Annotated in this window: 23 protein-coding genes; 10 read left to right on the top strand and 13 right to left on the bottom strand. The window is 69.3% G+C overall.

From position 1 onward, the window contains the following. Positions 1-37 precede the first annotated feature (37 nt). Both QSK35_RS04390 and QSK35_RS04395 read left to right on the top strand, forming a co-directional pair. Positions 38-619, top strand: a complete 582-nt coding sequence (locus tag QSK35_RS04390; RefSeq protein ID WP_285742552.1) for a helix-turn-helix transcriptional regulator — start codon at positions 38-40, stop codon at positions 617-619. Then, positions 616-1,017 carry a hypothetical protein gene (locus tag QSK35_RS04395; protein WP_352243216.1) on the top strand — a complete coding sequence of 134 codons (402 nt, stop codon included), beginning with the start codon at positions 616-618 and terminating at the stop codon, positions 1,015-1,017. Before QSK35_RS04390 ends, QSK35_RS04395 begins: the two co-directional genes overlap by 4 nt. Here the strand turns inward: QSK35_RS04395 and QSK35_RS04400 are convergent. From QSK35_RS04400 to QSK35_RS04435, 8 genes are read right to left on the bottom strand one after another with little or no spacing between them, the layout of a single operon-like run. Continuing rightward, positions 1,007-1,396 carry a metal-sulfur cluster assembly factor gene (locus QSK35_RS04400; protein WP_285742554.1) on the bottom strand — a complete coding sequence of 130 codons (390 nt, stop codon included), beginning with the start codon at positions 1,394-1,396 and terminating at the stop codon, positions 1,007-1,009. The genes QSK35_RS04395 and QSK35_RS04400 overlap by 11 nt on opposite strands. Continuing rightward, a complete protein-coding gene (gene sufU / locus QSK35_RS04405; RefSeq protein WP_285742556.1) occupies positions 1,393-1,827 on the bottom strand; it encodes a Fe-S cluster assembly sulfur transfer protein SufU in 435 nt (144 codons plus the stop codon). The genes QSK35_RS04400 and sufU overlap by 4 nt, the downstream gene beginning before the upstream one ends. After that, positions 1,827-3,104 (bottom strand): cysteine desulfurase, encoded by a 1,278-nt coding sequence (locus tag QSK35_RS04410; protein WP_285742558.1) that lies wholly within the window; start codon positions 3,102-3,104, stop codon positions 1,827-1,829. Before QSK35_RS04410 ends, sufU begins: the two co-directional genes overlap by 1 nt. Positions 3,105-3,135: 31 nt before the next feature. Beyond that, a complete protein-coding gene (sufC, locus tag QSK35_RS04415) occupies positions 3,136-3,909 on the bottom strand; it encodes a Fe-S cluster assembly ATPase SufC (protein ID WP_285742560.1) in 774 nt (257 codons plus the stop codon). A gap of 32 nt (positions 3,910-3,941) precedes the next feature. Beyond that, entirely contained in the window at positions 3,942-4,268 is a 327-nt protein-coding gene (locus QSK35_RS04420; RefSeq protein ID WP_352243219.1) for a non-heme iron oxygenase ferredoxin subunit, read from the bottom strand. After that, positions 4,265-5,434 (bottom strand): Fe-S cluster assembly protein SufD, encoded by a 1,170-nt coding sequence (gene sufD, locus QSK35_RS04425; RefSeq protein WP_285742561.1) that lies wholly within the window; start codon positions 5,432-5,434, stop codon positions 4,265-4,267. The genes QSK35_RS04420 and sufD overlap by 4 nt, the downstream gene beginning before the upstream one ends. 1 nt (position 5,435) lies before the next feature. Then, positions 5,436-6,890, bottom strand: a complete 1,455-nt coding sequence (gene sufB, locus QSK35_RS04430; RefSeq protein ID WP_285742564.1) for a Fe-S cluster assembly protein SufB — start codon at positions 6,888-6,890, stop codon at positions 5,436-5,438. Next, positions 6,887-7,591 (bottom strand): helix-turn-helix transcriptional regulator, encoded by a 705-nt coding sequence (locus QSK35_RS04435; protein WP_502881623.1) that lies wholly within the window; start codon positions 7,589-7,591, stop codon positions 6,887-6,889. Before QSK35_RS04435 ends, sufB begins: the two co-directional genes overlap by 4 nt. A 95-nt stretch (positions 7,592-7,686) precedes the next feature. Here QSK35_RS04435 and mptB point away from each other — a divergent pair, with 95 nt between their 5' ends. Then, positions 7,687-9,222, top strand: coding sequence for a polyprenol phosphomannose-dependent alpha 1,6 mannosyltransferase MptB (gene mptB / locus QSK35_RS04440; protein ID WP_285742568.1), 1,536 nt, complete (start codon positions 7,687-7,689; stop codon positions 9,220-9,222). A 75-nt stretch (positions 9,223-9,297) separates the two neighbouring features. After that, the gene (locus QSK35_RS04445; protein ID WP_285742570.1) at positions 9,298-13,011 is read left to right on the top strand and encodes a patatin-like protein; all 3,714 of its coding nucleotides are present in this window, start codon (positions 9,298-9,300) and stop codon (positions 13,009-13,011) included. A 59-nt stretch (positions 13,012-13,070) separates the two neighbouring features. Here the strand turns inward: QSK35_RS04445 and QSK35_RS04450 are convergent, their stop codons facing one another. Beyond that, positions 13,071-15,035, bottom strand: a complete 1,965-nt coding sequence (locus QSK35_RS04450; RefSeq protein ID WP_285742572.1) for a glycosyltransferase — start codon at positions 15,033-15,035, stop codon at positions 13,071-13,073. A 97-nt stretch (positions 15,036-15,132) separates the two neighbouring features. After that, positions 15,133-15,690, bottom strand: a complete 558-nt coding sequence (locus QSK35_RS04455) for a DUF998 domain-containing protein (RefSeq protein WP_285742574.1) — start codon at positions 15,688-15,690, stop codon at positions 15,133-15,135. 123 nt (positions 15,691-15,813) lie between these two features. Here QSK35_RS04455 and QSK35_RS04460 point away from each other — a divergent pair, with 123 nt between their 5' ends. From QSK35_RS04460 to QSK35_RS04480, 5 genes are all read left to right on the top strand, one after another. Further along, a complete protein-coding gene (locus QSK35_RS04460) occupies positions 15,814-16,746 on the top strand; it encodes an ABC transporter ATP-binding protein (RefSeq protein ID WP_285742577.1) in 933 nt (310 codons plus the stop codon). Beyond that, positions 16,743-17,498, top strand: coding sequence for an ABC transporter permease (locus QSK35_RS04465; RefSeq protein ID WP_285742579.1), 756 nt, complete (start codon positions 16,743-16,745; stop codon positions 17,496-17,498). The genes QSK35_RS04460 and QSK35_RS04465 overlap by 4 nt, the downstream gene beginning before the upstream one ends. An 81-nt stretch (positions 17,499-17,579) precedes the next feature. Beyond that, the gene (locus QSK35_RS04470) at positions 17,580-18,500 is read left to right on the top strand and encodes a zinc metalloprotease (protein WP_285742581.1); all 921 of its coding nucleotides are present in this window, start codon (positions 17,580-17,582) and stop codon (positions 18,498-18,500) included. A gap of 49 nt (positions 18,501-18,549) precedes the next feature. Further along, positions 18,550-19,266 (top strand): DinB family protein, encoded by a 717-nt coding sequence (locus tag QSK35_RS04475; protein WP_285742583.1) that lies wholly within the window; start codon positions 18,550-18,552, stop codon positions 19,264-19,266. 23 nt (positions 19,267-19,289) lie between these two features. Further along, on the top strand, positions 19,290-19,658 hold the full coding sequence (locus tag QSK35_RS04480) for a PPOX class F420-dependent oxidoreductase (protein WP_285742584.1): 369 nt from the start codon (positions 19,290-19,292) through the stop codon (positions 19,656-19,658). Here the strand turns inward: QSK35_RS04480 and QSK35_RS04485 are convergent. Next, positions 19,633-20,265 (bottom strand): O-methyltransferase, encoded by a 633-nt coding sequence (locus QSK35_RS04485; protein ID WP_285742586.1) that lies wholly within the window; start codon positions 20,263-20,265, stop codon positions 19,633-19,635. The two genes, QSK35_RS04480 and QSK35_RS04485, sit on opposite strands and share 26 nt — an antisense overlap. A gap of 109 nt (positions 20,266-20,374) precedes the next feature. On the opposite strand from QSK35_RS04485, the gene QSK35_RS04490 reads away from it, so the two are divergent. Continuing rightward, positions 20,375-21,421 (top strand): NAD-dependent epimerase/dehydratase family protein, encoded by a 1,047-nt coding sequence (locus QSK35_RS04490; protein ID WP_285742588.1) that lies wholly within the window; start codon positions 20,375-20,377, stop codon positions 21,419-21,421. A gap of 2 nt (positions 21,422-21,423) precedes the next feature. Here the strand turns inward: QSK35_RS04490 and QSK35_RS04495 are convergent, their stop codons facing one another. Together QSK35_RS04495 and QSK35_RS04500 are read right to left on the bottom strand one after the other, a co-directional pair. Then, positions 21,424-22,473 (bottom strand): sensor histidine kinase, encoded by a 1,050-nt coding sequence (locus QSK35_RS04495; RefSeq protein WP_285742590.1) that lies wholly within the window; start codon positions 22,471-22,473, stop codon positions 21,424-21,426. Beyond that, on the bottom strand, positions 22,470-23,168 hold the full coding sequence (locus tag QSK35_RS04500; protein ID WP_285742592.1) for a response regulator transcription factor: 699 nt from the start codon (positions 23,166-23,168) through the stop codon (positions 22,470-22,472). Before QSK35_RS04500 ends, QSK35_RS04495 begins: the two co-directional genes overlap by 4 nt. Between the last annotated feature and the right edge of the window lie 5 nt (positions 23,169-23,173).

Below are 23,173 nucleotides of genomic sequence, written 5' to 3' on the forward strand. Positions count from 1 at the left end.
CTATTTCCACGAGTGAGATTCGTGTAATACTGCTCGCATGGGCCGAAGGGACGAGGTGCTGGCTGTACTGCGCGACGGTCCGCGCACTCTGGCTGAGATCGCGTCCGCCATCGGCATCCACCCGAACACCGCAAGGTTCCACCTGGACGCGCTGATGTCCGAGGAGTTGATCTCCGCTGTGCCGGGCACGTCGTCCGGACGCGGCAGGCCTCCCACGACGTATGCGCTGCGCCCGGTGATGGCACGCGGCGGCCTGCGCGAGTACCGGCTACTGGCGGAGATGCTGCTGGGCACAGTGACTCCACGACGCGCCGAGAAAATCGGTGAGTCGTGGGGGCACCACCTGGTCGAGCGGCCGGCGCCAGGACAGCAGGTGGATGCGACCGGCCGCGTGGTCGAACTGCTGGACCGCATCGGTTTCGCGCCCGAACCCGTAGTGGACGGAATCCGCCTGCGGCACTGCCCGTTCCTGGAACTGGCGGAGCACAACCGAGAGGTGGTGTGCCCGATGCACCTCGGGCTGATCCGAGGCGCGCTGGCCGAGCTCGGCTCGCCCGTCACGGCGGAGCGGCTGGTGCCGTTCGCCGAGGGCAACGCGTGCAGGGCGTACCTGAGGTGATCGCTGCGTTGGCGTTCGTCTGGCTGGGGATGGTGCTGGCGATCTCGTTCGTCGAGGCGCCACTGAAGTTCCGCGCGTCCGGCGTGACCGTCCAAATCGGACTGGGCATCGGGCGGATCGTGTTCCGCGCGTTGAACATCATCGAGGCGGTGCTGGCGGCCGCGCTGATCATGACGGCCATCGTGACGCGCCCGCCCACGACCGGATGGGTTATCGCGGTGGTGGCACTGTTCGTCGTGCAGGTCGGCGGCGTGAAGACGTGGCTGGGCCGCCGGTCGAACGCGGTGCTCGCCGGAAACGGCGAAGGCCGGCGATCTCGAGCTCACCTGGCGTATGTCGCCATGGAAGTGCTCAAGGTCGCCGGCCTCGTCACGCTCGGCGTGCTGGCTACACCGTGAAGCCGAGGGCGCGCAGCTGGTCGCGCCCGTCATCAGTGATCTTGTCCGGACCCCACGGCGGCATCCAGACCCAGTTGATCCGGAAGTCAGACACGATCCCACCGCCGGGCCCGCCCGTCAGAGCGGCACGCGTCTGGTCCTCGATCACATCGGTCAGCGGGCACGCCGCGGACGTCAGCGTCATGTCGATCGTGGCCACGTTGTCGTTGTCGACGCGGATGTCGTAGACGAGACCGAGGTCAACGACGTTGATGCCGAGCTCGGGGTCCACGACGTCGCGCATGGCCTCTTCGACGTCGTCCAGCGCGGCGACGTCGGCCTTGGGCTCGACATCGGGCATGCCCTCGACGCCGCGCACAACCTCTTCAGAAGTACTCATGCCGCGCTCCTAGAAACCGCGTCCTTGAACGCCATCCACCCCAGCAGCGCGCACTTCACGCGAGCCGGATACTTGGCGACACCGGCGAACGCGATGCCGTCCTCCAGCACGTCCTCGTCGGGCTCGATCTGGCCGCGGCCTTGCATGAGCTCGACGAAGGCGTCCATCTTGGCGAAAGCCTCATCCACCGGCTTACCCACGACGAGGTCGGTCAACACGGACGTCGAGGCCTGGCTGATCGAGCAGCCCTGGCCCTCGTACGACACGTCCTCGACCACGCCGTCCACGACGTGCACGCGCAACGTCACCTCATCGCCACAGGTCGGGTTGACCTGAAACGACTCGGCATCGAAAGGCGCCCGCAGGCCGCGGCCGTGGGGATTCTTGTAGTGGTCCAGGATGATCTCCTGGTACATCTGCTGCAACTGCATCACGCGACTCCGAAGAACTTCTGCGCCTCACGCACACCGGCGACCAGCGCGTCCACCTCGTCCAAAGTGTTGTAGAGGTAGAACGACGCACGCACCGAAGCCGGAACGCCCAACGCCCGATGCAACGGCCAAGCGCAGTGGTGACCGACACGCACGGCGATGCCCAGGCTGTCCAGCACCTGGCCGGCGTCGTGCGGGTGCACGCCGTCGATCACGAACGACACCGCGCCGCCACGGTCCACCAGATCGGCGGGACCGATGATGCGAACACCGGAGATCCCAGCCAGACCGGACAAAGCCGCGGCGGTCAGGGCGTGCTCGTGCGCGGCGATCCGCTCCATGCCGACGACCCGCAGGTAGTCCACGGCGGCGCCGAGGCCGATGGCCTGCGACGTCATCGGGACACCGGCCTCGAACCGCTGCGGCGGCGGGGCGAACGTCGAGCCCTCCATCTTCACCAGCTCGATCATCGAGCCGCCGGTGAGGAACGGGGGCAGCGTCTCCAGCAGCTCACGCCGTCCATAAAGGACGCCGATGCCGGACGGGCCGAGCATCTTGTGGCCGCTGAACACCGCGAAGTCCACGCCCAGCGCGTGGAAGTCCACCGGGAAGTGCGGTACGGACTGGCACGCGTCCAGCACCGTCAACGCACCCACCCGCTGAGCCGCCGAAACGAGCGAGGCAACCGGGTTGATGGTGCCGAGCACGTTGGACTGGTGCGTGAACGCGACGACCTTGGTCTTCGAGTTGATCAGCGTGTCAACGTCGGACAGGTCGAGCCTGCCCTCCGGAGTCACGCCGAACCAACGAAGAGTGGCGCCGGTGCGCTGCGCGAGCTGCTGCCACGGCACGAGGTTCGCGTGGTGCTCCATCTCGGTGATGACGATCTCGTCACCGGGACCGAGCGCGAACCTGGAAGCCGACGGGCCGAACGTGGCCGCGTTGCCCATGGCGTAGGCGACCAGGTTGATGCCCTCGGTCGCGTTCTTGGTGAACACGACCTCGTCGAACGACACGCCGATGAAGTCCGCGATCCGCGCGCGGGCGGACTCGTACGCGTCCGTGGCCTCCTCGGCCAGCTGGTGCGCACCGCGGTGCACGGCCGCGTTGTGCTGCTCGAGGAACGTGCGTTCCGCGTCGAGCACCTGCGCCGGGCGTTGCGAGGTGGCGCCGGAGTCCAAGTACACCAAGTGCTTCCCGTCGCGCACGGTGCGCGACAGGATCGGGAAGTCAGCCCGCAGTGCGGCGACGTCCAGTGGAGCTGCGGTGGTCGTCACAGCGCCTCCTCTCCTCACACTCGATGCAACGTCAGGACAGCGAAGCTGCTTCCTGCTTGCCGGTGTACTTCACGTAACCCTCGGCCTCAAGCTGGTCGGCCAGCTCCTTGCCACCGGACTCGACGATGCGGCCGCCCGCGAAGACGTGCACGAAGTCCGGGGTGATGTGGCGCAGGATCCGGGTGTAGTGCGTGATCAGCATGACGCCGACGTCGCCGGACTCCTTGTAGCGGTTGACGCCCTCGGACACGACGCGCAGCGCGTCGACGTCCAGACCGGAGTCGGTCTCGTCCAGGATCGCGATCTTCGGCTTGAGCAGCGCCAGCTGCAGGATCTCGTGGCGCTTCTTCTCACCGCCGGAGAAGCCCTCGTTCACCGAACGCTCGGCGAACGCCGGGTCGATGTCGAGGTCGGCCATCGCGCCCTTGACCTCCTTGACCCAGTGGCGCAGGGCCGGGGCCTCGCCGCGCACGGCGGTCGCGGCGGTGCGCAGGAAGTTCGACATCGAGACGCCGGGCACCTCGACCGGGTACTGCATGGCGAGGAACAGGCCGGCGCGAGCGCGCTCGTCCACGCTCATCTCCAGCACGTCCTCACCGTCGAGGGTGACGGAGCCGGAGGTGATCTCGTACTTCGGGTGACCCGCGATGGCGTAGGACAGCGTGGACTTGCCGGAGCCGTTGGGGCCCATGATGGCGTGCGTCTCGCCGGCCTTGATCGTCAGGTCGACGCCCTTGAGGATCTCCTTCTGGGCATCCTCGGCGTTGACCGAGACGTGCAGGTCCTTGATCTCGAGCGTGGCCATGACTACCTGTATCTCCTGGTGCTTGCGAAAAGTCAGTTCGTGGTGACGGTGACGTCGACGAACACGTCGCCGTCACGGATGTCGACGGCGTAGACGTCGACGGGTTCGGTCGCGGGGAACGACGAAGGCTTGCCGGTCTCCAGGTCGAAGCACGACCCGTGCAGGTAGCACTCGATCCCCTTGCGGGAGACCTCGCCCTCGCTGAGCGAGATCGCCGCGTGTGAGCATTCGTCCGCCAGTGCGTGCACCCGCTCACCGACCCGGACGAGGACGACGGCGGTGTCGTCGACCTCGGCCAGGAACGGCTTGCTGTCGTCCAGGTCAGACACTGCACACACCCTCGTCAAAGGCACGGTCACGCCCCGACCGCCTCGAGCTCCGCCTCGATCGCGGCCTCCAGGCGTTCGCGCACCTCGGGCACGGAGATCTTCGCGATCAGCTCCTGGAAGAAGCCGCGGACGACCAGACGGCGTGCCTGGTCCTCCGGGATGCCGCGAGCCTGCAGGTAGAACAGCTGCTCGTCGTCGAACCGGCCGGTGGCGCTGGCGTGGCCCGCGCCCTCGATCTCGCCGGTCTCGATCTCCAGGTTCGGCACCGAGTCGGCGCGCGCGCCGTCGGTGAGCACCAGGTTGCGGTTGAGCTCGAACGTCTCGGTGCCCTCGGCCGCCGCCCGGATCAGCACGTCGCCGATCCACACGGTGTGCGCGCCCTCGCCCTGCAGCGCGCCCTTGTAGACGACGTTGCTGCGGCAGTTCGGCACGGCGTGGTCGATGAACGGCCGGTGCTCGAAGTGCTGGCCGGCGTCGGCGAAGTACAGGCCGACGAGCTCGGCGTCGCCGCCGCGGCCCGCGTAGGTCACGACCGGCGTCACGCGGACGACGTCGCCGCCCAGGGTGACCACGGTGTGCCGGAACGTCGCGTCGCGGCCGAGCTTCGCGTGGTGGTGCGTCACGTGCACCGCGTCGTCGGCCCAGTCGTGGATCGCGACGACGGTGAGGTGCGCGCCGTCCGCGACGACGAACTCGATGTTGTCCGCGTACGCGCCGGAACCGCGGTGGTCGATCACCACGACGCCCTCGGCGAACTGCTGCGCGTGCACCTGCAGGTGGCCGTACGCGACCTTGCCCTCGCCGGGCCCGGTGATCGTGACGGTCGTCGGCTCGACGCGCGCGTCCTTCGGCAGCGTCACGACGGTAGCGTCCACGAAGGACGCGTACGCCTGCGCCGCGATCCGGTCGCCCGGAACACCGGCCTTGCCGATGCGCTCGTCGCTCTTCGCGACCGTCTCGACGGTCACGCCCTCCGCGGCGGAGACCTCAACGGTGGCCGAACCCGTTGCGGCGGCACCCTTGTGCAGGTCCGCGAGGCGCTTCATCGGCGTGAAGCGCCAGATCTCCTCGCGGCCGCCGGGGACCTCGAAGGCCTCGACGTCGTACGAGGTGAAGTGAGCCGCCCGGGAGGCCACAGGCACACCGGCGCCGTGCGAGTGGGCGGTCAAACCGTGTTGCTGGGTGTCGGTCGCCATGTCAGCCGACGGCCCCTTCCATCTGCAGCTCGATCAGGCGGTTCAGTTCGAGGGCGTACTCCATGGGGAGCTCGCGCGCGATGGGCTCGACGAACCCGCGCACGATCATCGCCATGGCCTCGTCCTCGTTGAGGCCGCGCGACATCAGGTAGAACAGCTGGTCCTCGGAGACCTTCGAGACCGTGGCCTCGTGACCCATCGAGACGTCGTCCTCGCGGACGTCGACGTACGGGTAGGTGTCCGAGCGGCTGATGGTGTCGACCAGCAGCGCGTCGCACTTCACCGTGGACTTCGAGTGGTGCGCCCGCTTGTTCACCTGAACGAGACCGCGGTACGAGGTGCGACCGCCACCGCGGGCCACCGACTTGGAGATGATCGTCGACGACGTGTGCGGCGCGAGGTGCACCATCTTGGCGCCCGCGTCCTGGTGCTGGCCCTCGCCCGCGAACGCGATCGAGAGGACCTCGCCCTTGGCGTGCTCGCCCATCAGGAAGACGGCCGGGTACTTCATGGTCACCTTGGAACCGATGTTGCCGTCGATCCACTCCATGGTCGCGCCCTCTTCGGCCTTGGCGCGCTTGGTGACCAGGTTGTAGACGTTGTTCGACCAGTTCTGGATGGTCGTGTAGCGGCAGCGGCCGCCCTTCTTCACGATGATCTCGACGACCGCGGAGTGCAGCGAGTCCGACGAGTAGATCGGCGCGGTGCAGCCCTCGACGTAGTGCACGTAGGCACCCTCGTCGACGATGATCAGCGTGCGCTCGAACTGGCCCATGTTCTCGGTGTTGATCCGGAAGTAGGCCTGCAGCGGGATCTCGACGTGCACGCCCTTCGGCACGTAGATGAACGAGCCGCCGGACCACACGGCCGAGTTCAGCGCGGAGAACTTGTTGTCACCGGCGGGGATGACGGAGCCGAAGTACTCCTTGAAGAGCTCCGGGTGCTCCTTCAGACCGGTGTCGGTGTCGAGGAAGATGACGCCCTGTTCCTCGAGGTCCTCACGGATCTTGTGGTAGACGACCTCGGACTCGTACTGGGCCGCGACACCCGCGACGAGGCGCTGCTTCTCCGCCTCGGGGATGCCGAGCTTGTCGTACGTGTTCTTGATGTCCTCGGGCAGGTCTTCCCAGCTCTGGGCCTGCTTCTCCGTCGACCGCACGAAGTACTTGATCGAGTCGAAGTTGATCCCGGAGAGGTCGGCACCCCAGTTCGGCATCGGCTTCAGGTCGAAGAGCTTCAGCGCCTTCAGCCGGTAGTCGAGCATCCACTCGGGCTCGCTCTTCTTCGCCGAGATGTCGCGGACGACATCCTCGTTGAGGCCTCGGCGAGCGCTCGCGCCGGCGACGTCCGAGTCGGCCCAGCCGAACTCGTAATTGCCAAGACTGGCAATCGTCTCTTCCTGCGTGAGCGGAGACTGCACCGTGGTGGGCGTGCGCTGCTCGGCAGCGGCAGTCATGCGGGCTCCCCTCCATCATTCGGGATCCGTGGTGCTTTGTTCGGGATGTGCGTCGTGCACACGGCGTGGCCCTGTGCGATCGTCGCGAGGCGCTGGACGTGAGTACCGAACAGGTCCGCGAAGGCCTTGGTCTCGGTCTCACACAGCTGAGGGAACTCGGCCGCCACGTGAGCGACCGGGCAGTGGTGCTGGCAGAGCTGCTCGCCGGCCCCTACGTGGCGTGCCGACGCAGCGTAGCCCTCCCTGGTCAGAGCGGTCGCAAGGGCCTTCGCCCGGTCGGCGGGAGTGGCCTGCGCCACGATCGCCGCCCGGTGCCGGTCGACCAGCGAGTCGACGCGGCGCTGTGCGAACGCCGTGATCGCCTCGTCCCCGCCCTGTTCGGCGAGGAACCTGAGGGCTGCTACCGCGAGGTCGTCGTACGCGTGCCCGAAGCGGGCCCGACCGGCGTCGGTGAGCAGGAAGAGCTTCGCGGGACGGCCGCGGCCGCGCTGCATGCGCGCCGACGCCTCCCGGAACTCCGCCTCACCGTCCGCGACCAGCGCGTCGATGTGCCTGCGCACGGCCGTGGGGCTGATGCCCAGCTCCTCGGCCACCGCCGCCGCGGTCACCGGCCCCTGCTCCAGCAGCAGCCGTGCGACGGCATGCCGGGTCCTGCCGTCGTGCGTCTGCACGGCGTCATAGGGTGCCCCGGCGTTTTTCACAACACCAGTGTTGCTTATTTAGGCGTGCGTCGCAAAGATCCACGTCACAGGGGTGACCTGACTCATAGTTCCGGCCCGCCGCTACCCTCCTGGACGTGGCTGACACGGATGGCGGAGCGGTGACTTCGGAAAGCGACAGCTTGAACGGTTCCGAACGCCGCCAGCTCGACATCGTCCGCCGCTGGGGCACGATCGGCGCACTCCTGCTGGCCGTGGGCTCGCTGGGCGGCGGAGCCACCCCCATCTACAACCCGCTGAACGGCGTGCCCGTGCTCGGCCTGCTCGGGCGGATGCCCAGCGTGGCGATGGGCATCGTGTGGACCGGCATCTTCATGATCGTCTCGGCGTGGCTGGTCCTGGGCCGGTTCGTCCGTCCCGGTCGCGTGCGACTTGCCTCTCGGTCACAGCTCGACCGCACGCTGTTGATGTGGACCGTGCCGCTGGTCTTCTGCGTGCCGATGTTCAGCCGGGACGTCTACAGCTACCTCGCACAGAGCGAGATCGCCGCCCGCGGCCTCGATCCCTATGAGCTGGGACCCGCCTCCGCTTTGGGCGTCGACCACATCCTGACGCGCGGTGTGCCGAACATCTGGCGCGAGACGCCCGCGCCGTACGGTCCGCTGTTCCTGGCGTTCGGCCGGATCACGTCGATGATCACCGGCGACCACGTGCTGCCGGGCGTGTTCGTGCACCGCCTGCTGGTGCTGGTCGGTCTCGCGATGATCGTGTGGGCACTGCCGCGACTCGCCGCCCGGTTCGGGGTGCCGCCGGTCGGTGCGCTGTGGCTCGGCGCGCTGAACCCGTTGGTGCTGTTCCACATCGTCATCGGTGTGCACAACGACGGGCTCGCGCTCGGCCTGATGCTGGTGGGCCTGGAGCTGGCGCTGCGTGGCGTGGACCGGTTGCAGTGGACGCGGATCCTGTTCGGCGCCACGGTGATCGTGCTCGGCGCGATGGTGAAGATTCCCGCGATGGCCGCCCTGGGGTTCCTCGGCGTGCTGCTGGCCCGGCGGCTCGGCGGAACTATTCGTGATCTCCTGAAATCCGCTGCGTTGATGGCTTTTGTGGGTGGGGTTGTCGTCACGGCGGTGTGCCTGGGGACCGGGTTCGGGTTCGGCTGGGTCGAGACGCTGAACGTCGCGTCGACCGTGAAGTCGTGGATGTCGCCGCCGACCGCGCTCGGGTTCCTCGGTGGCGGGACCGGAATTCTGCTCGGGCTCGGGAACCACACCGAGGCCATGATCGGGATCACCCGTGTGCTCGGGCAGGCGGTGTCCGTGGTGATCATGGTTGTGCTGTTGTGGAAGTCGTTCCGCGGGCGGATCAAGGCGATGAACGGCCTCGGCGCGGGACTCGGGGCGGTGCTCGTCCTCGGACCCGTGTTGCAGCCCTGGTACGTGTTGTGGGCGATGCTGCCGCTGGCCACCGCCGTGGTCGGGCCGCGGTTCCGGCTGTTCGCGACCGTGGTGTCCGCGATCATCGCGATCATCCTGCCGCCGACCGGGTCGGCGTTCGACGGGCGCGCCTACACGGTTCCGCAGGCCGTCGCGGGTGCCGTGATCACGTTCGGCGTGGTCGTGCTGCTGTCGAAGAAGAGAATCGCCCCCCTGCTCAGACGCGACGAGGCCTGAGCACCACCGTTCGGCGGAACCGTGCGTAACCACGTCCGTTCGGCGGACGACTAATCGGCAAGGGGGTGCCGAGAGATGACTGACGGAATGCCGCGGGAAGAGATCCGCTTCGCCGTGGTGCTCAACGGAGGGGTCAGCCTCGCCGTCTGGATGGGCGGCGTGGTGCTGGAGCTCGACCGCCTGACCAGGCCCGGCGGCGCGTACGCCGACCTGCTGGACCTGGTGGGGTGCACAGCGCGTGCGGACGTGATCGCCGGGACGTCCGCGGGCGGGATCAACGGGGCGGCGCTGGCGTTGTCCCAGGTGAACAAGAACGCGGACCTGTCGCGGCTGCGCGACCTGTGGGCCGAGCAGGGCCGCATGGAACAGCTGTTGCGCACGCCGTTCCAGGGGCAGCCGGTGTCGCTGCTCAAGGGCGACGAGTTCTTCCTGCCACGCCTGCAGGAGGCGTTGCAGAGACTGACGACCGACTTCGACCCGACCGAGCCGCACGAGCGGCCGATCGACCTGCGCATCACGACCACGCTGCTCGGCGGCGTGCCGACCGTGACGTACGACGACCTGGGCCAGCCGCTGACGCAGTCGGTGCACCAGGGCAGCTTCTCGTTCCGCCGCGACCCCTACGAGTGGGCGCGGCCGGCGAACGAGACCGAGAGCCGCGACGACTTCGTCGCGAAGAACCTCGACCTGCGGACCCGTCAGCTGGCGCTGGCCGCGCGTTCGTCGGCGAGCTTCCCGTTCGCGTTCGAGCCGTCGTTCATCCCGGTGGGCGGGCAGTCGACGCCGGACCGGCCGGACATGCACGACGTGGCGTCGTGGGCGAACGGCGACGACCGGTCGCGGTTCGCGGTGGACGGCGGCGTGCTGGTGAACACGCCGACGCGCGAGGCGCTGGAGGCGATCGACCGGATGCCCGCCGAGGCGCCGGTGCGACGGGTGATGCTGCTGGTGTTCCCGCACGCCGAGCCGCCCGGCAGTGAACCGCTCGCGGCCACGCAGGACAAGGGCCCCAAGACGTTGAGCACCGGCGCGCGGCTGCTCGCGGCGATGTCGAGCCAGGCGAACCGGACGTACGTCGAAAAGATCGAGGAGCACAACCGGCAGGCCGCGTCCTCGCGCGGTGGCCGGACGGCGTTGCTGGACCGGCTGGCCGAGGAGCAGCCGTATCCGATCTCGGTGGCCGAGGAGCTGTACGCGTTGGCGGACAAGCTTTACGGCCACTACGAGGAGATGCGGATCCGGCAGGTCGCGCGGGACGTCGCGACGCGCAAGTTCACCGTGGCCGCGGGGTTGTCGTTCGAACGGGTGCGGCGCGCGGCGGAGGCGGCGCAGCGGGCGTGGAAGCGCGAGCACAAGTCGTTGCCCTATGTGCCGTCCTTCCGGCCACCCGCGCTGCTCGCGGACGTGGCCCGCCCGGACGCCGGCTGGGGCTGGGGCATCGCGATGGCCGAACGGCTGGGCGCGGCCGCGCTGGACCTGTTGAAGCGGCTCGTCTGGGTCGCGGGTGACGGGGCGGCGGAGCGGATCGGCGGCATGCGCAAGCAGCTGCACGAGGTGCGCGCGGACCTGCGGCGGTTGCGCGAGGAGCTCGACGAGGCGCCGGACGGCGAGCTCGACGAGAACTACTGGACCAAGCAGCTCACGACGTACAGCGACCAGATGCTCGGGCCGTCGGAGCGGTTCATCGGGCGTGAGGTTCGCAAGCAGGTCAACGAGATCGGCCGCATCGTGGCCGAGTCGCAGGTCGTGCTGCGTTCTTTGGACGACCGGCTGTTGCGGATGGGCGGGCTGCGGTCGTGGCGCGCGCTGCTCACCGAGGACTACACCGACCAGGAGATCGCCGCCGGGCTCGCCGACACGCAGCTGAACTGGTACCTGTTGCGCGGCACGGAGATCTGGCAGCAGGTGTGGCTGTCGCGGTTGCTGGCGCTGGAGATCGCGGGCACGTGCCTGTCGGAGGACCCGTCAACCGGGTTCGACCAGCCGGTCGAGCTGGTGCAGGTGTCGCTGCAGACGCGCAACGCGTTCGCCGAGCAGTCGATCACCGCGGACGACAAGGCCGGTGGAGCCTCGCTGAGTCGTTTCTCCGGGTTCCTGAAGCGGTCGTGGCGGGTCAACGACTGGATCTGGGGCCGGCTGGACGGCGCGACCATGTTGTGCCGCCTGGTGTTCGACCCGCGCCGGCTGCAGCGGATGGACCTGCTGTGCCGCCCGGACGACGACCCGCGCTCCCCCGCCGAACGCGCCAAGGACACCGTCGACGACCTGGTTTCCCGCCTGTTCGGCTCTTCGGTGCCCGCGGAGGTGTCTCGTTGTCGCGAGGACGCCGTCGCGGAGCTGACCGCCATCTACTCCTCTGACGGAGAACTCGAGCCGTCCTCGCTGAAGCTGGCCGAGCTGGCGGCGTGGGGCCTGCACGCGCGGATCATCTGCGACGAGCTGCCCCGGTTGCGGCAGGCGATCATCGCCGACCGCGGCGACGGCTCCGACGCCCGGTCGCGCGGCGAGCTGTTCCTCGACGAGCACGCACACCTGTTGCGGGAGCTGGAGTTCCCGGAGAAGCACACGGTCGCGCTCGGGATGGCCGCGCTGCGCGCGTTCGACCGGGCGGGCATCGGGCGTGAGCCGCTGTCGCAGGAGTCCAGCAGCGACCAGATGATCCGCACGGCCGCGACCGCCGCCGCGGTGGCCGTGACCGTCGCGGACAGCGACCAGTCCGGGCTGGCGGCGATGAAACCCGTGACGCGTGCGGTGCGCGGGGCCGCGTTGTTGCCGTACTGGATGATCACCGGGCTGACGCGGGGCGGGAAGCTCGCGCAGTTCCTGGGGTTGCTGGGGTTCGCGATCGGCGGCGCGCTGATCGTGATGTCGCTGTTCGGGCTGCTGCCGTCGTTCGCGACCGGGCCTGCAGCGGCTCTCGGTGGCGCCACCCTGCTGGCGGCTTTCGGTTATGCCGCACTGCGTTCGGGCACAATCCTGCACGGGCTCGTGCTGCTGTCGCCGGTGATTCCGTTGAGTGTCGTCGCGGCGGAACGGATAGCGCACACCGGGCAGGCCCGGACCGGTGCGGTGACGATCGGGGCGATCGCCCTGGTGGTGGTCGGGCTGATCGTCATCGGCAGCCTGCCCGCGCCGATCCGCACGCCGCTGGCGGTGGTCGCGGACTTCCGGCCGGGCCGGCTGATCCGGCGGGTGTGGCGACCTTTCCTCGTGCTGGCTTCGGTGGGTGCGCTGGTGTGGGCGTCGTTGGCGTTCCGGCTGCACGAGAACCGGTGGCTGGTGCTCGGCATGACGGCGGGCGCGATCGCGTTCGGCGCGTGGGCGGCGTTGCGGGGCGGGAAGTCGTTGCAGCGCTGGCGGCGTGAGGACGGGGACTGGGCGACCGAGCGGGCCGAGCCGCCCGCCGCCGCGACCGCCGGGTGGGCCGTGATCTACGGCATCGGGTTCCTGGTGGCTGCGGCCGCGATGCTGATGTTCCGGCCGGTTGGCTGGGGCTGGTTCGCCGCGATCGGGACGGCGGTGTCGTTCGGGCTGGTGCTGTTGCTGGTGACGAGCTGGCTGGTGCCGCGGCGGGAGCGGCGGCGGATCATGCGGCAGCTGGTGACCGAGGCGATCCCGGCCGTGTACTGCTCCGCTGAGACTTGTGAGGACGTGTTCAAGGCGCGGCTGGAAGGGCACGCGTTGCTGTACCGGTTCCTCGTGACCGGTGAGGGTGAGCACCCCTCAGAGCTCACCCTCACCAAGCATGGCCGCGACGTGGTCCGCCGCATCTCGGTCAAGCTCTTCTAGTGCCGTTAAGGCCACCTTTGCTGCGTTGAACGCAGTGATGGTGGCCTTAACGGCACCCCCTAGGCGGCGAGGGCTGGGGTTAGTGGTTCGTGGCCCATTGCCATCGAGTACAGCTCCTCGAAGGTGTCGAGGGTCTTCGCGATGGCGTGGCGGGCGATGAGGTCCTCGCTCGCCGCGCCCATCCGGGCCCTCGTCGGCTCGTCGTGCACCAGGGCGTGCAGGCGCTCGGCGAGGGCAGTGACATCACCGGGCGGGTAGAGCCAGCCGTTGCGTCCGGGCTGCACGAGGTGCGGCAACGCCATGGCGTCGGCCGCGATCACCGGCTTGCCCGCGGCCATGGCCTCCATGGTGGCGAGCGACTGCAGCTCCGCGATCCCCGGCATCACGAAGAGATCGCACCGCACGTAGGCGTCGAGCAGCGTCTCCTCGTCGACGAACCCGTGGAACCGCACGCGGTTGGTGATCCCGAGGTCACGCGCCATCAGCTCCCACTCGTCGCGGCACGTGCCGTCCCCGACGATCTCCGCGGCCGCACCGGGCACCCGCGCCAGGGCGCGCAGCAGTTCGTCGACGCGCTTCTCCTCGTCGAGCCGGCCGACGAACAGGGCGGTCGGCATGTCCGTCAACCGGCGGGCACTGCGATCCCGGTAGCGGGAGATGTCGATGCCGCACGACACGGGGATGGCGCGCTCCGGGAAACCGTTGTCGTGCAACAGCTGCACGGCGCGCGGCGTGGGCGCGGTGACGATGTCCGCGGCGCCGAACACGTTCGCCAGGTCGCGGTACGCCCAGCGGGACGCGGCCTCCTGGAGGACCCGCGGCACGTGGGCGAGGCCGAACAGGTTCTCCGGCATGAAGTGGTTGGTCGCCACCGTCGGGATGCCCAGCGCCTTGGCCTGCCGCAACGCCAGCCGTCCGACGACGAAGTGGGCCTGCGAGTGCAGGACGTCCGGCTGCAGTTCCGACAGCAGTGCCCGGATCTCCGCGCGCGTCTGCCACGGCAGGCAGACCCGGAAGTCGCGGTAGAACGGTGTGCCGTGTGATCGCAACCGGTGCACCGTGATGCCCGGCAACGGTTCCGCGCGCGGGGTGTCGGGGCACAGGACGTGCACGTCGTGGCCACGGCTCGCCAGGCCGGCCGCCAGGCGGTGCGCGAACCGCGCGGCGCCGTTGACGTCCGGCGGGAACGTGTCGGCCGCGATGACGATTCGCGTGGCGGCGGCAGGGTTCTTCACAACGAGCTCCGATCGGGTTGAAGGCTTGGCCAGGGCGAGTACTCCGCCGATGGCGACGAGTGCGCAGGTGATCTCCGCGACGGCGGTCCACCCGGAGGTCCGGGACGCCTCGCCGAGCAGCAGTGCGCCGATGCCGACCGCGACGAGCGGGTCGACGACGGTGAGGCAGGCGACCGCGACGTGCGGCGGTCCGCCCGCGTAGGCGTGCTGGACGAGCCAGCCGCCGACGATCAGTGCGATGACGATGCCCGTCACCGTGAGCACGGTGGACAGTCCGAACGGTCCTTGCTGGACCGCTCGCATGAGGACGGACACGAAGCCGTACGCCACGCCCCCGGCGGTGGCGAACGCGACGGCGCTCGTGCGGGGACGGTTCGTCAGTACCGCGACCAGTCCGGGCACGGCGATGAGGCCGAGCACGATCAGCGCCGCGGTCAGTTCCGCGTCCGGAGCGATCTGGGTGGCCGTGGCGCTGCCCGACGCGAGCAGCACGAACCCGCCGACGCCGAGCGTGGTGACGGCCACCGCGGGCAGCTCGCGGGTGCGCCCGTCGAGCAACGCGGTGATGCCGATGGCCAGCACGCCGATCGGCTGGATCACGGTGAGCGGTGCCATGCCGAGCGCGACGGCATGCACGCCCGCGCCCGTGACCAGCAGCGCGAGCCCGGCGAGCCAGCGTTTGTTCTTCAACGTGGCGAGGCGGGGTGCGCCGTCGACGGCCTGGTGCTGCAGGCGGGCCGCGAAGGCGAAACAGAACGCGCCGAGCACGGCGAGCAGGATCGCGATCATGACGTCGGCCCCGTCCCCCGAGGCGCCACATCACGCCTGGTCCCTTCCACCCCGGCGCCCGTGACCAGCAGCGCGGCGCCGCCCGGCAGGATCGCGATCATGATGTTCGCCTCATTCCGGCGAGCGCGAACAGCAGTCCGTAGAGGACGGCGAACAGCACCCGCTCCGCGAGCCCGCGCGCGCTGAACCCGTGAATCGAAACGTGGCTGAGCAGAAATGCGGCGCTCGCCGCTCCGCTCACCACGGCGAGGGCGCGCAGTTTCGGATAACTACGGGAAATGAGCAGTCCGGCGAGCGGCAGGCTGACGAACATGACCGCCCCCGCGTACCGGTGCACGAGTCCCGAAAACGACGTCGGCACGCCTTCCGGGTCGGTCGGGAAGATCGTCGCGACGGTCAGTCCCGCCGACCACAATCCCATCAACCAGGCCGCCGGCCTGCGCAGATCCTTGATCAGCAACGCCGACGCGGCGGCCAGCGTCAACGCCGTGGCCGCCAGCAGCCCGGTTCCCCCGCTGACGAACACGTAGTCGCTGATCGTGTACCTGATCGGGCTCAACCCACCGGACACGAAGTGCAGATAAACCACCGGGAACAGCGACAGCGCCAGTCCCCCGACCACGAATATCCGTCTTTTCGCCCCCGTTGCGATCACGCGCTCAGTCTCTTGCGGACTTCTTTCCGCAGGAATGGGGAACTCCCCCGACACAACCCTGAAGCCACCCCGAGGTGAGGGGTGGGGCTGCCCCCACCACCGCTGGCACTAGGCTTGCCGTCCGTGAGCCCGAATTCCCAGCCCCTTGCGGTCGAAGTGTCGGGGCTGGTCAAGCGATACGGCTCGAAGACCGCCGTGGACGGCCTCGATCTGGTGCAGGAACGCGGCACCGTCCTCGCCCTGCTCGGCCCGAACGGCGCAGGCAAGACGTCGACCGTCGAGATCTGCGAGGGATTCCGCGGATACGACGCGGGATCCGTGCGCGTGCTCGGCCTGCCCGCCGGTTCCCCGGCGCTGCGGCCGCGCATCGGCGTGATGCCGCAGGGCGGTGGCGGCTACCCCGGTGTCCGCGCCGACGAGATGCTGAACCTGGTCGCGTCGTGCGCCGCCAACCCCCTCGATGTCGGCTGGCTGCTGGACGTTCTCGGCCTGGGCGGCGTGCTGCGCACGCCCTACAAGCGGTTGTCCGGCGGCCAGCAGCAACGGCTGTCCCTGGCGTGTGCGCTGGTCGGACGCCCGGAGCTGGTCTTCCTCGACGAGCCGACCGCGGGCATGGACCCGCAGGCGCGCCGCCTGGTGTGGGACCTCGTCGAGGCGTTGAAGTCCGACGGCGTGACCGTGTTGCTGACGACGCATCTCATGGACGAGGCCGAGGCGCTCGCCGACCACGTGGTGATCATCGACCAGGGCCAGGTCGTCGCGTCCGGCTCGCCGGTCGAACTGACCACGCACGGGCCGGACGACCAGCAGCTGCGCTTCCGCGCCCGCGCCGGGCTCGATACCTCTCTGCTGACCGCCGCGTTGCCCGAGGGCCTGCGCGTGCGTGAGGCGTCGCGCGGCACGTACCTCGTCGAGGGCCTGATCGACCCGCAGGTCGTGTCGACCGTGACGGCGTGGTGCGCGCAGCAGGGCGTGCTGGCCGAGGAGCTGCACGTGGCGAAGCGCAGCCTGGAGGACGTCTTCCTCGAACTCACCGGCAGGGAGCTGCGGTCATGACTTTCGCGCCGGGAACGTTCACGCCCGCGCCGGGCCGCGGCCGGTTGGGTCGCATGCTGTTCGTGCACGCCCGCACCGAGGCGATGCTGACATTGCGTAACGGCGAACAGATTCTGCTGACAGTACTGATCCCGCTGGCGCTGCTCGTGGCGTTGTCGTTGATGACGGTCATTCCGCTGCCGGCCCCGCGGGTCGGCTCGGCCGCCGCGCGGATCTTCGCGCTGGCGATCATCTCGTCGGCGTTCACCGGTCAGGCGATCGCGTTGGGCTTCGACCGGCGCTACGGGGTGTTGAAACGGCTGGCGGCGTCCGCGATGCCGCGGTGGCTGCTGGTGGCCGGGCGGGTTTCCGGCGCGCTCGCGGTCGTGGTGGTGCAGCTGGTGATCCTCGGCGTGACCGCGCTGGTGCTGGGGTGGCGGTTGCCGCTGTCCGGGCTGCCGTGGCTCCTGGTGCTGTCGGTGCTGGGCACGCTGTCGTTCGGCGCACTCGGGGTGCTGCTCGGCGGATCGCTGCGCGCGGAGATCGTGCTGGCGCTGGCGAACATCGTGTGGTTCCTGCTGCTGATGGTCGGCGGTGTCGCGTTGACGATGCCGGTCGGGTTCGTCGACCTGCTGCCGTCCGCGGCGCTGGCCAAGGCGATGGAGGCCGCGGTCGTGCATGGCACCGCCCCCGGTCTCGGGCCGGTGCTGGTGCTGATCGGGTGGGGTGTGGCGGCCGGTGTGCTGGCCACGCGCACGACGAAGCTGACCTGACAGGCTGTTAATAAGTTATCGTTCCAGGTCGCCGTTTTACCGGCGACCATTCCTCCACCCTGCTTATTTGGAGGAAGAACCATGTTCCCTGCATGGAAACGCCGGACGGTTTTCGCCGTCGGGACCCTCGTGGTCGGTGCCTTCGCCCTGCCGGGCGCCGCTCCAGTCTCGATCGCCACGACCTCGGCGGACTGCTCGTCGGCACGCGTGGCGCCGGGCGCCCACGTCAAGGAGCGCAACGAGATCTCGCAGGCCGAGGCCAACCTGCGGGAGGCCGACCTGCGCACGAAGCTGGCCAAGGCCCCCATCTCGGCCCAGGCCGGTGGCACGGTCCAGGTCGTCTTCCACGTCGTCACCGGCAACAACGGCCTCGGTGCGATCTCGGACGCCACGATCGCCAAGCAGATCCAGGTGCTCAACGACGGCTTCGCCGGCGCCGAGGCGCCCGGCACGGCGGCGAACACGGGCTTCAAGTTCGTGCTGCAGGCGACCAAGCGCTGGTCGAACAACACCTGGTTCAACAACGTCGACGACCCCACCACCGAGCGGCAGATGAAGTCCGCGACGCGGGTCGGCGGCGCGGCCACGTTGAACGTGTGGTCGACCAACACGAGCTACCTCGGGTTCGCGACGTTCCCGAGCAGCTCCAGCGCGACCTCGAAGACCGACGGTGTCGTCATCAGCTTCACCAGCGTGCCGGGCGGCAGCGCGACGAACTTCAACCTCGGCAAGACCCTCACGCACGAGACCGGCCACTGGATGGGCCTGTACCACACGTTCCAGGGCGGCTGCACGACGACGAACGACCGGGTGTCGGACACGCCCGCGCAGTCCAGCTCCACCTCGGGCTGCCCGGCGGGCCGCGACTCGTGCAACCTGCCGGGTCTCGACCCGATCCACAACTACATGGACTACAGCTACGACAGTTGCTACAACCAGTTCACTCCGGGGCAGAACGCGCGCATCCAGAGTGCGTGGACGGCTTACCGCGCCGGTAAGTGAGTTCTTCCGGCCGCGGGCGGGGTTTCCCGCCCGCGGCTACCTTCGTTCCATGGAGTTCAGGGGTGAGCGGTTCGAGAACGTCGACCTGACCGGCGCGTTCTTTTCCAACGTCGACCTCACCGGCGTGCGCTTCCGCGGTGCCCTGGTCGCCGACGTGACGATCGACGGCTGGATCAAGAGCCTTCGCGTCAACGACGTGGACGTCGGCCCGTTGATCGAGGCCGAGCTCGACCGCCGTTACCCCGACCGGGCCAAGATGCGGCCCGTCGACGCCGACGGATTCCGCACCGCATGGGCCATTCTCGAACGACTGTGGGCCGAGACCGTGGCCAAGGCGTCTTCGCTGGATCCCGCGCTGTTGCACATGCGGGTCGACGGCGAGTGGTCGTTCATCGAAACGTTGCGGCACCTGGTGTTCGCGACCGACGCGTGGATCCGGCGGGTGGTGCTGGGCGATCCGTCGCCGTGGGACCCGCTGGACCTGCCGCACGACGAGATGCCCGATATCCCTGGGGTTCCACGCGACCTCACCGCGCGGCCTTCGCTCGACGAGGTGCTCGCGTTGCGGGCCGACCGGATGGCCACCGTGCGTTCGCTGATCGACGACCTGACCGACGAGCAGCTCTCGGCGCCCACCACGCCGGTGCTCACGCCGGGGTATCCGGAGTCCGTCAGCTTCACCGTTGGGCGGTGCCTGTCGACGATCCTGAACGAGGAATGGGAGCACCGGCTGTTCGCCGAGCGCGATCTGCTTGACCTCCAGTAATGTCGAGGTTGCACGCTGGTCTCATGTTCACGGACACCGAGATCGCCTACCTCGCCACCCAGCGGCTGGGCCGGCTCGCGACCCAGCAGCCGAACGGAACGCTGCAGGCCAACCCCGTCGGGTTCCGCTACAACCCCGACACGAAGACGATCGACATCGCCGGGCACAACATGGCGGCGAGCCGGAAGTTCCGCAACGTGGCCGCCAACGGCCGGGTCGCGTTCGTGGTCGACGACATCGCCTCCGTGCAGCCCTGGCGCGTGCGGTGTGTCGAGATCCGGGGGACGGCCGAGGCGCTCACCGACCCGGCGGACTCGAACGCGCCGTTCCCCGGACCGATCATCCGGATCCACCCGGACCGCGTGATCAGCTTCGGCCTGTCCAGCAGCTGATCTCCATACCGTCCCCCGTCGGGAACGAGGCGTTGACATAGCCGTTGGCCGGTTCGCGCACGTAGTCCAGGTAGCCGGCCACCGTGGCGAACGAGGTGTTGTCGGCCACGACCAGCGCGCCCGGCGCGAGCCGGGGTTCCAGCCCCCGCAACACCGGCACGTACAGATCCTTCCACCCGTCCAGCAGCACGAACCCGATCGGGCCCGGCAGCTCGGCCAGGGTCTGTGTCGCGTCACCCTCCAGGATCGTCACCACCTCACCGACGCCGGCCTCGTCTACATTGGACCGCGCGGCGGCGATCTTCGCGGCACTCATCTCGGTGCCGTACACGTGGCCCGTGCCGTTGTCCGTGACCGCCGCGGCCAGGAACAGCGTGGAGACGCCGAACGATGTCCCGAACTCCACCACGGTCTCGGGCTTTCCGTTGCGCACCAACGCGTAGAGCAGATCGCCGCCTTGCGGGGAGATCGGCAGGTAGACCTCCGCCATGGCGTCGGCGCGCTGTTGCGCCGTGGCGTTCTCGGGCACCGACGGGCGCCTGCTGTCGTCGAGCTCGGCGTCGGCGTACAACCGGTCGAGGACCTTCATCACCTGTGGGCTGCGCATGGTCGCAACAATAGACATCGAGGAAGCCCACCTGCCCAGATATGACGATTCTCTGACGTGACCGGCCGATCGGCAGCCACGGCCGGTGATCGTCTCTAGCGTCTGAGGGGTGCGAACACTCGTAACCGGCGGGGCCGGCTTCGTCGGCTCCCATGTCGCCGATCTGCTGTCCGACGAGGGGCACGAAGTCGTGGTCCTCGACAACCTCCTGCCCACCGCGCACGGCTCGCCACACCCGCCCGCTTACACCGCCCGCCACCGGTTCCTACGTGGCGACGTCACCGACCTGGTCGCCGAACTGCTGGACGGCGTCGACGCGGTCTGCCACCAGGCGGCCGTCGTCGGGCACGGCATCGACCCGTCCGACGCGCCGGCGTACGCGCTGAACAACGACTATGGCACCGCCGTGCTGCTGGCCGCGATGCACCGGGCCGGCGTCCGGAAACTGGTGCTCGCGTCGTCGATGGTGGTCTACGGCGAAGGGCGTTACGAGTGCCCAGAACACGGGATCGTCCCTCCGGAGCCGCGGAAGCGGTCCGATGTGGATGCCGGACGCTTCGAGCCCACCTGCGCCTGCGGCTCCGAGCTCGGCTGGCGGCTGGTGCCCGAGGACGCGCCGCTGCAACCGCGAAGCACTTATGCCGCAACGAAACTCGCTCAGGAACATCTGGCGGCGGCGTGGGCCCGTCAGACCGGCGGGACGGTCTGGGCGTTGCGCTACCACAACGTCTACGGTCCCCGGATGCCGCAGAACACCCCGTACGCCGGGGTGGCGTCGCTGTTCCGCTCGGCCTTGCTGCGGGGCGAGGAGCCCACGGTGCTGGAGGACGGCGGACAGCAGCGCGACTTCGTCCACGTGCACGACGTCGCGCGGGCGAACGTCCTGGCGCTGCGCACCGACGGGCCCGAAGGCGACCTCGTCCCGTTGAACATCTGTTCCGGTCAGCCGCACACCGTCGGCGAACTGGCCGAAGAGCTCGCGAAGGCCTGCGGAGGGCCGGCCCCACGGATCGTCGGCGGCGCCAGGCCCGCCGACGTCCGGCATGTCGTCGCCGATCCCGGCAAAGCCGAACGGGTGCTCGGCTTCGTCGCGCAGACCGGCTTCGCCGACGGCATTGCGGGATTCGCCACCGCCGAACTGCGGGAACCGGTGTGAGATCAGGGCATGGCGAGGGGCAGGCGGACCTCGAAGCGGCAGCCGGGGCCGTGGTTGCGCACGCCAATCCGGCCCCGGTGTGCTTCGACGAGTCCCTTCGCGATCGCCAGCCCGAGCCCACCACCGCTCGCGACGCCGCCGCGTTCGGGGGTGCGCGCCTGCGTTCCCCGGAAGGCGACGTCGAAGACCCGCCCGATCTCGTCGTCCGGGATGCCGCCGCAGCCGTCGTCCACGGCCAGCAGCGCCTCGCCGCCTTCGATGCCCAGCTGGACCGCGACCGTCCCGTCCGGCGGCGTGTGCCGGATGGCGTTGGAGACCAGGTTGCGCACGATCCGCGCCAGCTCGGGGTCGCTGCCGGAGACCACCGGCCACGCCTGGGCGTTCGCGACCATCCGCACGCGTTTCTGCCCGGCGAGCGGGGCCTGTGCGGCGACGGCGTCGCTCACGACGTCGCGCAGCGGCACGGACGCCATGGTCAGGTCCAGTGCGCCGGCGGTGATCCTGGACAGCTCGAACAGATCGCCCACCATGCCGGACAGTCGGGTGGTCTCGGCGCTGATCCGCCCGGCGTAGTCCGTGACCTCGGCGGGATCGACCACGATGCCGTCCGCGAGGGCCTCGGCCATCGCCTGGATCGCGGCCAGCGGGCTGCGCAGGTCGTGGCTGATCCAGGCGACCAGTTCCCGCCGGGACGCCTCGGCCGCGCGCTCGCGGTCCCGCGCCTCCCGTTCCCACACGCTGCGGCGCGCGATCGCGCGGCCGAGAACGAGCGCGGCCGGCACGGTCACCAGCGCGACCAGCAGGCAGACCAGCGTCATCGTGGTCAGTGCGGGGGTGAACATGAAGCCGCTGATCCCGAGCACCGCGGTCAGCGTCGCGAGCACCGGGATCAGCACCAGGATCGTCATGGTGCTGGCCAGCGAACCGCGTCTGAGCAGGTACAACACCAAGCTGCCGAGCAGCACCACGGGCAGGGCGAACAGCAGCGCGAACGGCAGGATGTGCCAGGCGTGCGCCAGCATCTCGCCGAACGACTCCCCGGAGCCGATCATGACCGCACCGGGTCGTACCGGTAGCCGACGCCCCACACGGTGGCGATGCGGACGGGTTTGGCGGGGTTCTGCTCGATCTTCTCCCGCAACCGTCGCACGTGGACGGTCACGGTGGACTGGTCGCCGAAGTCCCAGCCCCAGACCTTCTCCAGCAGGTCGGCCCGGGAGAACGCCACCCCCGGATGGGCGAGGAAGAACGCGAGGAGCTCGAACTCACGGCTCGTCAGGGGAAGTTCGACCTCGTCGAGGCTCGCCTGCCGCGCGACCATCTGCAGCCGGAGGTTCCCGTCGACGAGCTCGCGCGCGGCCGGTTCCGGCCGGGGCATCCTGGCCCGCCGCAGCACCGACGCCACGCGCAGCGTGAGTTCCTTGGGACTGAAGGGTTTCGTGACGTAGTCGTCCGCGCCCAGCTGGAGCCCGGCGATCCGGTTCTCCTCCTCGCCGAGCGCGGTCAGCATCACGACCGGGACCTGGCTCACCTGCCGCAGTCGGCGGCACACCTCGAGCCCGTTGAGCCTGGGCATCATGACGTCGAGCACGACGAGGTCCGGCCCGGTCGCGGAGAACAGCCGCAGCCCTTCGGCGCCGTCCCCCGCGACGTCGACGTCGAAGCCCGCGACCTCCAGATACCGCCGGACCACGTCCCGGACGGTCTCGTCGTCGTCGACCACGAGCACCCGGCCCTGCTCACCCATCACGT

The organism is Lentzea sp. NBRC 105346 (assembly GCF_030269605.1).
Lineage (GTDB): Bacteria > Actinomycetota > Actinomycetes > Mycobacteriales > Pseudonocardiaceae > Lentzea.